Here is a 14,503-nt window from a genome sequence, read left to right on the forward strand (position 1 = left end):
TTACCGCGAAGTCGCAAGTCAAACCTCCGGGCTAGCCGCCTCCCATGAACGCTCTTGCCGCGGAGGCGACGGAAACGCCGTCGGCGTCGAGGCGACGTAACTCCTCCGCCAGCGTTGCGACCGTCCGTTCGATGTCGTCTCGGCTATGCTGCGCGGACAGGAAGAACCGCAGCCGCGCGGATTGCTCGGGAACAGCAGGCGGTATTATGGGAAACGCGTTGATCCCGCGCTTCAACAGCCGCTCGGCCAGCACAACCGTCCGCAACGAATCGCCGACGACGACAGGCGCCACGGCAAAGCCCTGGCTGGAGCCGATGTCGAGACCCGCCGCGTTCGCCCTTTCGCCGAACAGTCGCGAATTGTCTCGGAGGCGCGCGACCAACTCTGGTTCGTCGCGCATCAGGCCGATGGCGACGCGGGCCGCTTCCGTCGCCTGCGGCGTCATGCCGGCGGTGTAAACCATACCCTGCGCGGCGAAGCGCAGGAAATCGATGAGCGCGCGGCGGCCGGCGATATAGCCGCCGCAACTCACCAGTGTCTTGGACAGCGTGCCATACCAGATATCGACTCCGTCCGGGTCGACGCCGAAATGCTCGTGACTGCCGCGCCCTGTCGCGCCCATGACGCCCAGCGCATGGGCTTCGTCCATCATCAGCCAGCAGCCCCAGCGCCGCTTGATCTCGATGAGCCGAGAAAGATCCGGCGCGTCTCCGTCCATCGAGAACAAGCCTTCCGTAACAATCAGCGCCCGGCTGTGCCGGTCGCGCGTCGCCGCAAGCTGGTCTTCCAGCGCCGAAAGGTCGTTATGGCGGAAAAGCCTTCGCGTCGCGCCCGACAATTGCGCTCCGAGAATCAAGCTGTTGTGGCTGAGTTCGTCGAGCAGGATCAGGTCGCGCGGCCCCATCAGCGCCGAGATCGTCGACACCGCGGTCGCGTGGCCGCCGACGAAAGCCAGCGCGCTTTCCGTATCGTAAAGTGCGGCGATCTCCTCTTCCAGCGCCTTGTGGAACGGCCGCTCCCCGGCTGTGACCCGGCTTGCGGAGACGCTGGTACCCCAGCGTCGCGTCGCGTCCGCAACCGCCGCCTCGATTTCCGGCCGTCCGTTCAGTCCCAGATAGTCGTAGGAGGCGAAATTGATCACCTCCCGCCCGGCGATGCGGCTACGCGCGCCGGCCCGCTCCTCATGAAGGCGGTAGAAGGGATTGGAAAGCCCCAGCGCCTCGCCAAACGCGCGTTGGAGATCGAATTCGCGATAAGCCGACAGCGTCTCGAACGAAACATCATAACGCGCTTCCGGCGCCATGCGCGGAGCCGGCGCGCAAGAGGTCCGCATTTTCGCGAGCAGACTGGTCTTCTGACGCTCGTCGAGACGGCGGTCCTGTTCCCAAGTGCTCACGTCAGGCCTCCCGCGTTTCGCGCGCCGGCCGCCATGACCTCGGCGACGGCGCCTGCATGCAAATTCGCGAGGCTCGCGGGGGCGTCGACGTTCTCATCCATGTGCCGCGCCGCCAAGTCGCGCGCCGTCAGGGTTTCGGCGTCGCCGGGTTCGCTCTGGCAGTGCAGCAAAGCGCCGACCCGCGCGCCGAGATCGGCCAGGGTCTTGACCGAGGTGATCGCCACGAGCGGCAGGTCCACGCCCAGTCTTGTTTCAAGATTCATGCGCAATTCCAGCCCCATCAGAGAATCCATGCCGAGGTCGCTCAGCGGGCGGCCCGGGTCGATTTCGTCCGTGGAGACATGGAGAATCTGCGCGATTTCCGCCGCGACGAGCGTGGTGATGAGCGCCTGGGCCTCGGCGGGCGATTTGCCGGCGAGCATCTCGCGCACATCGACCTCCTCGGGCAGATCGTTTTGCGCGGCGCCGAGCAGGCTTGCGAAACTTGGCGAGGCCGCCGTCTTGAGGCGCCGGTTGGCCTTCGTCGGGCGCAAGGCGGCGCAATAGACCACCGGATCCGTGTTGTTGTTGGCCAGCAATTCTTCCAGGCGCGCCAGCGCGTCCGCCGCCGGCATGGCCAGCACGCCGGTCAGCCGCGCCAAATGTTTCACGGTGTCTCCGCTGCGGGTCAAAACGCCGGCGTCGGCGATCGCGCCCCAGCCCACCGCCAGGCCCGGCAGGCCCAGTTTGCGGCGGCGGCGCATCAACCCCTGCAAAAAACCGTTCGCGGCGACATAGGCGCCTTGGCCGGGATTGCCAATGAGGGCTGTCGCGGAGGAATAGACGACGAAATAGTCCAGCGCGGCGCCGCGCGTCGCCGCGTCGAGGCAAAGGGCTCCGTCCACCTTGGGGGAGAGCACGGAAGTCAGTTGCGCCTCGGTCATGTTGGCGATCGCCGAGTCTTCGAGCGTCATTGCGCAATGGATCACGCCCTTAAGCGGCGCGATCACGCCAATGCGCGCGATCAGCGCATTGACCTCGTCGGCGCGCGACACGTCGACCTTGTCCACGACGAATTGCACGCCGCGCGCGCGCAAAGGCTCGACCCTGCGTTCGTGTTCTGGCGACAAGCGCCCTCGGCGAGACGCGACGACGACGGTTTGCGCACCCTTTTCGGCGAGCCACAGGGCCGTCTCGAAACCGAAACCGTCGACGCCGCCGATCACCAGATGCGCGCCGGGCGCTGGCGTGAATTGAGGCTTGGTCTTGCGGCGTATCGTTCCCGCCGTCGGCGGGCGGATCAGGATCTTGCCCACGTGTCCGGCCGATTGCATGAAACGGAAGGCCCGTTCGGCCTCGAGCGCGTCGAAGGTGACGTAGGGCAATGCGGAGAACGCGCCGTCGGCGAAGCGCTTCCCGATTTCGTCCATCATCCTGCCCGCATAGCTGATATCCCTGGCGAGCAATTGGTCGATATCGACACCGAAATAGCCGAGATTCCGCCGGAAGGGGCGCAGATGCAGCGCGGTGTTGGCGACATAGTCGCGCTTGCCAAGTTCGACGAAGCGTCCGAACGGCTTGAGGCATCCGATGCCCGCCCGCATGGCTTCGCCCGAGAGAGAATTGAGCACGACATCGACGCCGCCGATCTCGGCGCGGATTTGATCGGCGAAACGGGTTGAACGGGAATCGTAGACTTTTTCGGCGCCGAAGAACGTCGCCAGGGCGCGCTTGTCTGGCGCGCCAGCCGTGGCCGCGACACGCGCGCCGAGCGCGTTGGCGACCTGCAAAGCCGCCAGACCGACGCCGCCGGCCGCGCCATGGATCAGCACCCATTCCCCGGGCCGCACGCGCGCAAGTTCGAACAGCGCATACCATGCGGTCAGGAAGGCGACTGGAATGGTCGCCGCCGCTTCGGTTGAAAATGCTTCCGGCACGACGACGAACACGTCTTCGGCAGCCACCACGTAATTGGCGAAACTGCGTCGCGCAAAGCCCATCACGCGGTCGCCGACCTTCAGGCGCGCCACGTCCTTGCCGACCCGAACCACGCGTCCCGCGCATTCGAAGCCCATGGACGGGCCCGCGAGACCGCCTTCGAGCACATCATCGCTCAGCAGCCCAAGTGACCACATCACGTCACGGAAATTCAGGCCGGTCGCGGCGACCTCGATTTCCACCTCTCCGGGCCCCGGCTCCTGGCGTTCGCGCGGAGACCAATGCGCGCGCGACAGCGCGCCGAGATGTGCGAACTCCAGTTCGGAATTCTCCGCCGCCGTCTCCGCGCCGGCGGCGCCATGTCTCGGGAGAATCCGAAGCACGCGACGCCCGGCCGCTTCGAAGGCGGTCTGTGTTTCGCCCCGTGGCTCCCGCAGATATTCGGCAAGCCGTTCGGCCGCCGCCGCCGCATCGAACTCCGGCGCGAAGTCGACCGTTTCCAGGGCCAGTTCGGGATATTCGTTGGCGGCGACGCGGGCGAACCCGACGAATGCTTCCGCCCAGTCCGCTTCGGGTCCGCCTTGCGCAAGGCCGCGCGTGAGGACGAGGATGCGCCGTTTCGGTGGCGAGCGCCGCAACAGCGCGGCGAAGCGGTCAATCGCCCCAGTCAGATCGGCGGCCGTTCCGGCCCCTTTTCGCGTCGCCAAAAAAGCCACGACGGGTTCCGCGCTTGCGGGGTCTTCATCATCGACGCCGACACAACCAGCGCCGATCTCGGACAAAGCCGCGGTGAACGCCTGCGTCCAGACATCCTTCGCCGGATCGAAAAGCGCCAACGGCGGAAGCGCCGGCTGGCCTGGCGCAACCGTGGGATTGGCGACGACAACGGCGCCAAGGCCTTCTCCGAGCGCGATCGTTGCGACGTCTTGGCAATCCGCGCGTTTCAACGCGCGCTCGATTTGCGTGGGCCCCGGACTGAGGACGAGCGGGAAATCCGGCGGCGATGAGGGATCGAACCAATTGTCGCTCATGCCCCAGAACAGGTCGAAGGCCGATTCGCGCTCGGGCGCCCATACCGCCAACGCGCCCCTAGCGACGAGGCGACGCGACAAGCCCTTGATGAGTTGCTGATCTTCCGCAACGACAGGCGAAAGCCCCAGCGCCAGCGCGAGGTGAAAAGGGGCCCCTGTCGCGGGCTCGTCGCTGGTCACGAGGTAATCGACATTGGCGCGTGCGCCGAGCTTGGCGGCGGCATGCTGCTGCCGCTTGATGTCCTGGCACGCGATGACGACGACGGCCCTTCCGGCGTCCGTGAGTTCATGCAGCGCGCGCAGAACGCCCGCGTGATTCGGTTCAGCGACCAGGACGCGCAACGGCTCGGGTGCAAGCCGTTGAGCGAGATCCTCGCAAACGTCAGCAAAAAGGCGTAACGCCGGCTGGCAATGCATCGACCTGCGGTCGAATTTCTCGGCGAGATCGCGGCGCGTGGGCGTGACGACTCCATCGCGCAGGAAATCGCCGAGCGTTGCGAGGACAAAGGCGGAAAGAACCAGTTCGAAATTGGCGTCGGGACTTTCGGCGGCCAGAGTCGCAAGGATCTGGCGAGCCGGCGGCAGTTCGCTTTGTTCCGCGAGACGCCAGCGGGTCTCGACTTCGTGTGCGAGGCCGGCGTCGCGCAAGGTGTGCAGGAGCGCGTAAATCAATGGCAGCGCCGCGCGCGCTGTTCGTCCCGCTGCGACGCTGGCTTGCAGATCGAGGACGCCGGGGCCGAAGTGGGCGGAGAGCGCCTCGAACGCCAGAGCGCGACTGAACGCTTCGAGCAGCAGCCAGGCGTCAGGTCGGGTCTGCGCCGCCGCGCGCGCAAGATGATCGGTCAAAACCGCGCGCGCATCGAATACGGCGGGCGGATCGACCGCCAGCAGCTTCTCGCAGAACAGCGCTTCGCGCTCGTCATGATCGGCCAGCGCGACAGACCGGAACAATCCGCCGCGCAGGGTCGCGACGATGGCGCCCTCCGCGTCATAGAGGGCGAGCGACGCAGTCAGCGCGTGTTCCGCGTCCGAATCCTTGACCATGACGGCGCGATGGACTTCGGCATTGTCGCGATACACGCGCAGATCTGTGAAGCGCGTGGGCACATAGGCGGTCTTGCGCCCCCGCTTGCGCTTGATCTGAGGGAAAATGCCGTGGAAGGCCGCGTCGAGCACGGTGGGGTGCAGGGTGTAGGCGCCCGAAAACGAGCCTTCGTCGGGCGCAACGGGCGCGAAGTCCGATTCCACGATCCGCTCGTCGGCGCGACAGCGCGCCACGCGCCGAAAGCTTGGCCCGTAGTCGAGGCCGCCGGCGCTGGCGGCGGCGTAGACTTGCGCGCTCTCCAGTTCTTGCATGCTGACCATGTCGATGCAGGGAAAGGCCGGAGGTTCGGCGCATGACGCGATCCGCCCGCGCGCATGAAGGCTCCATTCATCGGGCCCAAGTCGCTGCCGGCTCCAGATCTCGACAACGTGTTGCGCGCCGTCGTAGCGCGTCGAGATCTCGCGCATCACCTCGCCATCGAATGACATCCATTGGATCAGATCGAAATCCGTGAGGCCGATCGCGCCTTCCGGGAAAATCTCTCGCGCCACCGCCAGGGCCATTTCGGCGAGAGCCGCGCCCGGGAGCACCACTTCGCCGTCGACGCGATGATCGGCAAGGTAAGGCAGCACGGAAGCGTCAAGCAGGTTGCGCCATTCCGGCGTCCCCTGTTGCAGGCGGGAGCCCAGCAGGGGGTGCAGCTTCGGGCGAAGAAACAATCCGAGCGCCTGCGACGTCGCCGCCGCCTTGAAGAGTTTCGGATTGCGGGGCAGGGGAGGAAGACTGACGCGGCCCTTCGGCCGTGCGCCGAACAACAGCTTTTCGTCGCCGACCGCGCCGTGCGCCAGCAGACTCGCGATGCAGGCGGCGATCTGGTCGGTCGCGGCTTCGTTCTCCGCGAGCGAGGGCACGGCGGCCGCTTTCGACTGGCATTCGCGCAAAGTGTCGGAGATTGGCGAAAGCAGGATGGGTTGCGGGCCGATCTCCATGAAGATTGAGGCGCCGGCGCGGGCGGCGTACGCGACGGCGTCGCGAAATCTCACGACGTCCCGAAGGTTGCGCCACCAGTAGTCAGCGTTGAGCGCCTCGCCGCCGAGCACGCCACCGGTTACGGTCGACACGAAGCAGGCGCCCTCGAACTGTTTGGGCCTGATGTCTTTGAGCGCGTCGCGGAGCGGCGCGCGCACGGGCTCCATGAGCGACGAATGGAACGGGTAGTCGATGGCGAGCCTGCGAACGGCGATGCGCGCGCGCCGAGCGCGCGCAACAAGGGCCTCCATTTGCGCATTGTCGCCGGAGACCGTGATAGAGGCGGAGCTGTTGACGGCGGCGACCTCCAATCGGAGATCGAATTCTTCCGAAAATTCGCGCAGACGCGTTTCGTCGCATGCGGCGACCGCCATGCCGCCGAAGCCGCGAAGCGGCTCCTGACATAGGCTGCGCCCGTGCACCAAGCGCGTCGCCGTTTCCAGGTCAAGCGCGCCGCACGCCCATGCCGCCGCGATTTCGCCAACGGAATGCCCTATCACAAAGTCGGGCGAAAAACCGAAATTGCGAAGAGTCGTCGTCACGCCGACCTGGACGGCGAACAGCAAGGGCTGCGAGACGGAGGCGGCGCCAAGCCTTGTCTCCAGTTTGGGATCGTCGAGCGCCGCGACCAGGGACCATCCGGCGAGAGGCGCGAAAATTCGGTCCACCGTCTCGAAACTGGAGCGAAATCCTCGATTCGTCTTGTATGCCGCGCGTCCCATGCCCGGCCACTGGCTGCCGTTGCCGGAGAAGACGAATGCGAGCGATGGCTTCGCCGGCAGGGCGGCGCCATACTTGGCTGCTCCGCGCTCGCCGCGCGCAAAGGACTGCAAGGCGGCGCCGAGCGCGGCTGGCTCCCGGGCGTCCACCGCCAGCCGATGCGGGCGCCGTTCGCGCCGCCAGGCGGTCGCGCCGACGATGTCTGCTAGGTCGGCGTCGCTGCTATCGATTCTGTCAGCATAGTCACCCGCAAGCTTGGTCAGAGCTTCGCGCGACGCTGCGGACAGAAGGAGAAATTGCGCCGGATCGCCCTTTGGTCCGCGTTTGGTTGGCTTCGTCACTGAACCAAGCACGGCATGGGCGTTGGCGCCGCCGAAGCCAAAAGAGGAGACGCCAGCCAGCAGAGGGCCTTCCGCGCTGAACTCAATATTTTCGCGCACGGGCGAAAGGTTGAGCGCGGCGAAGTCGATGTCCGGGTTCAACTCGTCCAGATGCAGCGTTTTGGGCAGGCGCCTGTGCTCGAATGCGAGGATCGTCTTGAGAATGCCGGCGAGGCCGGACGCGGGTTCAAGATGGCCGATGTTTGACTTGACCGAACCGATCGGCAATGGCGTGACACGACCGGCGGCGAGAGCCGAGCCGATCGCGCGCGCCTCGACGGGATCGCCGACCCGCGTGCCCGTGCCATGCGCTTCCACAAAGGAGAGCCGCGCGCAGTCGACGCCGATCCGTCCGTAGAGATCGTCCAGCAGGGCGCGCTGCCCGTCCAGCGACGGGAGAGCGATGCCGGATGTGCGGCCGTCGCAATTGACGCCGGCGCCCAACACTTCGGCGCGCGCGGTCCATCCCATGCGTCGCGCGTGTTCGGGGCTCGCCAGGATCAGCGCGACGCAGCCCTCGGCGCGGGCGTAGCCGTCGGCTTGCGCCGAAAACGGCCGGCAAAGGCCGGTCGGCGACAGCATGGTGGCGCGGGAGAAACCTACGAAGGAAATCGGCGACAACAGAAGATTGACGCCGGCGCACACCGCAAGATCCACGCGGCCGGTTTCGATCGCGGCGACGGCTTCGGAAAATGCGACGAGCGACGACGAGCAGGCGGTGTCGACGACGAAGCTCGGACCCTTGAGATCGAAAATGTAAGAAATGCGATTGGCGAGAATCGACAGCGTGTTGCCGGTCATGAAATGACCGTCAACCGCCGCGAGGTCGGTCGCAAACAGCGCGCCGTAATCCAGGCTCGACGCGCCCACGTAGACGCCGGCATTGGCGCCGGCGATGCTCGACGGCAAGATGCCGGCGTCGTCGAGCGCCTCGGACGCCACGTCCAGCAGCAACCGCTGCTGGGGGTCCATCTGCGTGGCTTCGCGCGGGGAAACGCCATAGACAAGGGGATCGAACGAGAAGACGTCGTCGATATAGCCGCCCTGAAACGAGTAGCTGTAGCCGGGCTCCGCCAGCCTGGGATGCAGGAAGCCTTCTTGAGACCAGCGCCCCGGCGGCGGCGCGCCAACCGCGCAGACCCCGCTGTCGAGCATCCGCCAGTACGCATTCACGTCGCGGGCGCCGGGCAGTCGGCAAGCACACCCGATCACGACCGGCTTAATACTCATTGCGCCTTGCCAAAATAGAAGACATATTTTTCCTTGTTAATACGCTGAGCGTGTTGACGATAATGAAATAATTCTGTGAGCTTGATAGTACAGATTGTCAAAAAGCGTGAACTTGTTTATAATAGCAAGCATGGAGCGAAAACCTTCTTTGGTTCGACTATGGCATCCTTGCGGGCTGTCGCACACGCTCAAGATTGAAATTTTTTCTATAGCGATGCACGGCAGAGTGGTAAAGAGCATTATGTGGCGGTGCGCGATCTTTAAAGCAATTCGCGCGCTTTCTTGATGGTAGCAATCAGAAAGAGAATGAGAAAAATGAGGGCGGCGAGGCCTACGGGCGCGTCGTACAGGGAGACGGCATGCCCGCCGAGGTTGAGACTCTGCGCGCCTGCGATGAACATGATGGTGTTCAGCGCAACCAAAAGGAGGCGCAATTCCGTGGGGCCGGCCGACAGGAACGTAAGTTTGAACTCGTCCGTAACGTAAGCTGAAATGAACACATGAATCCCGAGCAAGTAATAGCCGATCAGCGCCAGCAAGGCGACGGGAAGACTGACGAACGAGGACAATCCCAGTCCCGCCATAAGCACGAGATTGGAAAGCGCATCGACTGAGTGGTCGATGAAATAGCCGTATTTCGGCCGTTCGATCTTGCGGTGCCGCGCCAGCGAGCCATCGAGCGAATCGCCGAACCAGTATACGACCAAGCCAAGACTCGCGCCGAACAGCCAGGCCGGATCGAATCGCGCCGCGACATAGCTGGCGAAGGACAGCAGGGCGCCAACAAAACTCAGGGCCGTCAGCCCGTCGGGGGTCACCCATGCCGGCAGGCGTGAACAAAGGTAGTTCAACAGGCGTCGTTCGGATCGCGCGAGCAGATTCGTCTGAATTCGGTTGGGAACGCGGGCTGTCGGCGTGCTGGTCAATGACGTTTCCAATTCCATTCTGCGCCGGATCTGGCGCAAACTGAACGAACACGCGAGGCGCGGCCCTGTTGAGTTCGGGGCGACGTTGAGCTTAACTGTTCGTCATACAACCCTTACGCGAGATTCTGGCCCTGAGAAAGATGCCTTCCGCCCGCAGCATTGCGATCACCGGCGCTTCCGGCGGCCTCGGCCGCGCCCTTGCCTTGAGCTATGCGGCCCCGGGCGTCACGCTGCATCTGCTTGGCCGGAGCGAAACGCGGCTCGTCGAGACGGCCGCCCTGGCTCGCCAACGGGGCGCGGAGACGCGAACCGCTGCATTGGATGTGCGCGACAGCAGCGCCATGGCCGCTTTTCTGAGGGAGGGCGACGCGAGGGCCGCGATCGACTGTCTGATCGGCAATGCGGGGGTGACCTGGGGTTCGAGGCCGGACGGCGAGCTTGAGGATTTTGCCGGCATTCGCGGAGTCATGGAGATCAACTTCGGCGGCGCGCTGAACAGTTTCCTTCCGCTCATCGATTCGATGCTGCGCCGAGGCCGTGGCCAGATCGGTTTGGTGAGTTCGATCGCGGCCTTCGCGCCACAGGCGGACTGCGCCGGCTACGCCGCCAGCAAGGCCGCGCTGCTGGCGCTGGCATTGTCGCTACGCGCCGCGCTTAGTCCTCACGGCTTGCGCGTCAACGCGATTTGCCCAGGCTTCGTCGATACGCCGATGGCCGCCCGCTATATTGGATGGAAGCCGTCAATGGTCAGCGCGGAATACGCCGCGCAATTGATCCAACGCGGGCTTGCGCGCGACAAGGCGATCATCGCCTTCCCCCGGGGGCTCTATCTGGCGGCGCGTCTTCAGCAAATTCTGCCGGAGTCGCTTCGGCGAGTCGGAATGGACCGTTTCCGTTTTCATGTTCGACCCGAGACCGAATGAAGAAAATCGCCCTGCTGACCAGCCCTTCGTTCGCATCGGCCGAAGCGATCTGGCGGATCGTTGACGCTCATGCGAATCATATTGCCGTCATCGGATTATCGGACCCTTTGCGGGACCCACTCGGTGCTGGCGGCCGACGGACGAGGAAAATACTTCTAAAATCTCATTTTCTGCTGGCGCCCTATCTCCTGATCAATTTCGTGCTGCCGCGCATCGGCGCCCTTGCGCGCAGAATTTTGAAGTCTCGGAGATCGCTGCGCGCCCTTTGTTGCGCCAAGGGCCTGCCGCTGCTAGGCATTGACAACGTAAATGCGCCCGACCTGATCGCTCGACTGCAAAGTTTCGGCGTTGATGCGGTGCTGCTGTGCCATTTCGATCAAATCGTCGACGAGCATTTTCTTGCTGCATTCCCGGAGGGTGTGGTTAATGTCCATCCTTCGCTGCTGCCTCTGTATCGGGGCGCATGTCCGACCCTGCACGCCTTGACGGCCGATCAACCGAGATTCGGCGTGACGCTGCACGAAGTGGTGCCGGAAATCGACTGTGGCCCTATTCTTGCTCAAGAGGCGTTGGATTTGCCGAATGACACGAGCGCGGCTGAAGCGGCGCGAAGGTTGCACCTCGCCGCAGTACCGCTCGTTGCGAGTTGGATGAACGATGAATGCGGCCGTGCACGCTCTCAAGACGGCGCGATTTATTGCTATTGGCCCGATGCGGGAATGATCAAGGCAATGCATGCCAAGGGGCGTCGGGCTGTCTGCTGCGCAGACATTCTCGCGGCCATGCGCGCGCCGCTCTGAACTGAACCACAATGGCGTTGATCAAAGGTGTCTGGCGAGGTGCGCGCCTTGAAAGCCGCGTCATGGTTTCTGCGCTTCGACATGTCTGATCTCCTCGTTCGTGGAGACCAGCAGACATCAGATCGTAGCTTCCGTCAGCGTCCGATTTCCGGGGAGTAGCATCAATGATGCGAGCGGATGTGATATTCCAAGCGTGCGCCGCTGATTTCCGAAAATCGCTTACCGCATGCTTACCGGAATGAAAAAACCCGGCTCAATGGCCGGGCTTTTCTCAAGCTAAGATAGCTGAATTTGAATGGCGCGCCCGAAAGGATTCGAACCTCTGACCCCCAGATTCGTAGTCTGGTGCTCTATCCAGCTGAGCTACGGGCGCATGTCGTGGCGTTCATTGCCGCCGCGACTGAGGCGGTGTCTAACCGCTCCGAACCGGCTTGGCAAGTCTGCTTTCACGATTTTTTCGCAGTCGCGTTTCCCTCACTCCCCGCGTTGACTTTACGCGGACCTTGCCCCTATAAGGCCGCTCGCGATTTCGGCTTCGCGCCGACGTCGATGGGCGTTTGCGTCCTGATCAGGGCAATCCGATCCAGGACCAGACGGGAACCGGCGAATGCGCGAAATTTTTGGACACACGGCGCGGGCCAAAATCCCGGCGCTGATAAAACCGGAGCAGACCCGTGAAGCGGACTTATCAACCCTCGAAACTCGTGCGCAAGCGCCGTCATGGTTTTCGCGCCCGCATGGCCACCGTCGGTGGCCGCAAGGTGCTGAACGCGCGCCGCGCTCGCGGCCGCAAGCGTCTCTCCGCCTGATCTCGCGGCGCGGTTTCGCGCCATGCCCCGTCCTGGCGACGGCGAATCGTCCTCTCGCCGCCCTTCGGCGCTAGCCGAAGGCGCGGCGTTGGCGTGTCCGGAACGCTTGAAAAAGCGCGCCGAATTCCTCGCCGCCGCCAAGGGGCGCCGCCAGCATCAACGCTGTTTCACGATGCAGGCGCGCAGGCGCAGCGAAGCGCAGGGCGATGCGCCGCGCTTCGGATTCACTGTCACGAAAAAGACAGGCAATTCCGTCATACGCAACCGCATTCGTCGGCGCTTTCGCGAGATCGTGCGTCTCCATGCCGCTGGGGACGCCAGGCCGGGCATGGACTATGTTCTGGTCGGCCGCATCGACGCGCTGACCGCCGGCTTTGACGACCTGCGCCGCGAATTCTTAAGCGCCCTGCACAAAATCCATTCCGCCGAACGCAAGCCAGACCGCTGAACATGCAGAACGATCAAAAAAATCTCATCCTCGCCATGGCGCTGTCGCTGATGGTGATCGTCGGCTGGAACTATTTCTTTGCCCAGCCGAAGGTGCAGCAGGCGCGACAGACCACGAGCCAGCTCGAACAGTTGGGCGGCAAGCCGGCCAACCCCGCCGCGCCCCAGCCCGATCTGGCCGCTCTCGCGCCGCAACTCCCCCCGGCTGTGAGCCGCGCCGAAGCGCTGGCGGGCAGCCCGCGCATCGTCATCGACACCAAGAATCTGTCCGGCTCGATGGCGCTGAAAGGCGCGCGGCTCGACGACCTGTCGCTGAAGGCGTACCGCGAGACGATCGACCCGAACAGCCCCAACATCGTGCTGCTGTCGCCCTCGGGCGTTCAGGACGGCTATTTCATCGACCTCAATTATGTTGCGCCGCAAGGCGTCACGCTCGACCTGCCCAAGGCGGACACCGTCTGGAAGGCCGACGGCCAGCGTCTGACCGAAACCACGCCGGTGACGCTGACCTTCGACAATGGCAAGGGCCTCGTCATCAAGCGCAAGATTTCGGTCGACGAGGACTATATGTTCACCGTCGCCGATACGGTCGAGAACAAGGGCAAGGAGGCGGTGAACTTCTTCGCCAACGCCACCACCACCCGACAGGGCGAGCCCGTGTCATCGGGCTATGCGGTGCTGCACGAAGGGTTTATCGGCGTGATCGGCGCGGACCAGTCGTCGACCGAGATGACCTACGCCCAGATCGCCAAGGAGCCCAACAAGGCCAAGGTGCTGCCGGTCGACTCCTATGCGCTGGGCGGATGGCTCGGCTTTACCGACAAATATTGGGCGACGGCGATCGTTCCCGACCCGACGCAGGGCTACAAGGGCTGGTTCCGCCAATTCCCGGGCGTTAAACCGCAGTACCAGGTTGACGCATTTGGCGAACAGCGCACGCTCGCGCCCGGCCAGACCGCGACGGTTTCGACCCGCGTCTTCGCCGGCGCCAAAGAGAGCAGGGTTCTGTCCTACTATCAGAACGTGCAGGGCGTCAGCAAATTCGACATGCTGATCGACTGGGGCTGGTTCCATTTCATCACCCGCCCGATGTTCTGGCTGCTCGAAACCCTGTTCGCGCTGGTCGGCAATTTCGGCGTCGCCATCCTGCTGATCACGCTGATCGTGAAAATCCTGTTCTTCCCGCTGGCGAACAAATCCTACGCCTCCATGGCCAAGATGAAGATCATCCAGCCGAAGATGAAGGAGATTCAGGAGAAATACGCCGACGACAAGCAGAAGCAGCAGCAGGAGATGATGAATCTCTACCGCACCGAAAAGGTCAATCCGGTCGCGGGTTGCCTGCCGGTGCTGCTGCAAATTCCGGTGTTCTTCTCGCTGTATAAAGTTCTGTTCGTCGCCATCGAAATGCGGCATGCGCCGTTCTTCGGCTGGATTCGCGATCTGTCGGCGCCCGATCCGACCAATGTGTTCAACCTGTTCGGACTGGTCCCGTGGGATCCCACCACGGTTCCCGCGATCGGCCACCTGCTCCATCTCGGCATCTGGCCGCTGATCATGGGCGTGTCGATGTGGGTTCAGATGAAGATGAACCCGGAGCCCACGGACCCCGTCCAGAAGACGATGTTCGCGTGGATGCCGGTGATCTTCACCTTCATGCTCGGCTCGTTCCCGGCGGGTCTGGTGATCTACTGGACCTGGAACAACGTCTTGTCCGTGGCGCAGCAGGGCCTGATCATGAAGCGCTCCGGCGCCAAGATCGAACTGTTCGACAATATTGCGGGCAAGAAGAAATAGCTCGCGTCATGCCCGGGCTTGTCCCGGGCATCCGAGATGAGACTACAATTCTG

At 63.8% G+C, this 14,503-nt stretch carries 8 protein-coding genes and 1 tRNA gene; 5 read left to right on the plus strand and 4 right to left on the minus strand.

Features of this window, described 5'->3' with window-relative positions:
* Nucleotides 1-31: 31 nt before the first annotated feature.
* The 3 genes from GJ654_RS00805 to GJ654_RS00815 all read right to left on the minus strand — a co-directional run bounded on the left by GJ654_RS00805 (nucleotide 32) and on the right by GJ654_RS00815 (nucleotide 9,599).
* Nucleotides 32-1,396, minus strand: coding sequence for an aminotransferase class I/II-fold pyridoxal phosphate-dependent enzyme (locus GJ654_RS00805; RefSeq protein WP_264586076.1), 1,365 nt, complete (start codon nucleotides 1,394-1,396; stop codon nucleotides 32-34).
* Nucleotides 1,393-8,748, minus strand: a complete 7,356-nt coding sequence (locus tag GJ654_RS00810; RefSeq protein ID WP_155444193.1) for a type I polyketide synthase — start codon at nucleotides 8,746-8,748, stop codon at nucleotides 1,393-1,395. The genes GJ654_RS00805 and GJ654_RS00810 overlap by 4 nt, the downstream gene beginning before the upstream one ends.
* Before the next feature lie 260 nt (nucleotides 8,749-9,008).
* Complete coding sequence (locus GJ654_RS00815) at nucleotides 9,009-9,599, minus strand: CDP-alcohol phosphatidyltransferase family protein (protein WP_210350791.1); 591 nt, start codon at nucleotides 9,597-9,599, stop codon at nucleotides 9,009-9,011.
* Between the two features lie 215 nt (nucleotides 9,600-9,814).
* On the opposite strand from GJ654_RS00815, the gene GJ654_RS00820 reads away from it, so the two are divergent.
* Both GJ654_RS00820 and GJ654_RS00825 read left to right on the plus strand, forming a co-directional pair.
* Complete coding sequence (locus tag GJ654_RS00820; protein WP_155444195.1) at nucleotides 9,815-10,597, plus strand: SDR family NAD(P)-dependent oxidoreductase; 783 nt, start codon at nucleotides 9,815-9,817, stop codon at nucleotides 10,595-10,597.
* Nucleotides 10,594-11,397 (plus strand): formyltransferase family protein, encoded by an 804-nt coding sequence (locus tag GJ654_RS00825; protein ID WP_155444196.1) that lies wholly within the window; start codon nucleotides 10,594-10,596, stop codon nucleotides 11,395-11,397. The genes GJ654_RS00820 and GJ654_RS00825 overlap by 4 nt, the downstream gene beginning before the upstream one ends.
* A 296-nt stretch (nucleotides 11,398-11,693) precedes the next feature.
* On the opposite strand, the gene GJ654_RS00830 is transcribed toward GJ654_RS00825, so the two are convergent.
* Nucleotides 11,694-11,770 (minus strand) — tRNA-Arg (locus tag GJ654_RS00830).
* 301 nt (nucleotides 11,771-12,071) lie between these two features.
* Here GJ654_RS00830 and rpmH point away from each other — a divergent pair.
* Genes rpmH through yidC form a run of 3 tightly spaced genes read left to right on the plus strand, consistent with a single transcriptional unit; the run spans nucleotide 12,072 to nucleotide 14,450 of the window.
* A complete protein-coding gene (rpmH, locus tag GJ654_RS00835; RefSeq protein ID WP_111360736.1) occupies nucleotides 12,072-12,206 on the plus strand; it encodes a 50S ribosomal protein L34 in 135 nt (44 codons plus the stop codon).
* A gap of 22 nt (nucleotides 12,207-12,228) precedes the next feature.
* Entirely contained in the window at nucleotides 12,229-12,654 is a 426-nt protein-coding gene (rnpA, locus tag GJ654_RS00840; protein WP_155444197.1) for a ribonuclease P protein component, read from the plus strand.
* A 2-nt stretch (nucleotides 12,655-12,656) separates the two neighbouring features.
* Complete coding sequence (gene yidC / locus GJ654_RS00845; RefSeq protein ID WP_155444198.1) at nucleotides 12,657-14,450, plus strand: membrane protein insertase YidC; 1,794 nt, start codon at nucleotides 12,657-12,659, stop codon at nucleotides 14,448-14,450.
* Nucleotides 14,451-14,503 lie beyond the last annotated feature (53 nt).

The sequence above is a fragment of the Rhodoblastus acidophilus genome, from assembly GCF_009720655.1.
GTDB lineage: Bacteria > Pseudomonadota > Alphaproteobacteria > Rhizobiales > Beijerinckiaceae > Rhodoblastus > Rhodoblastus acidophilus_A.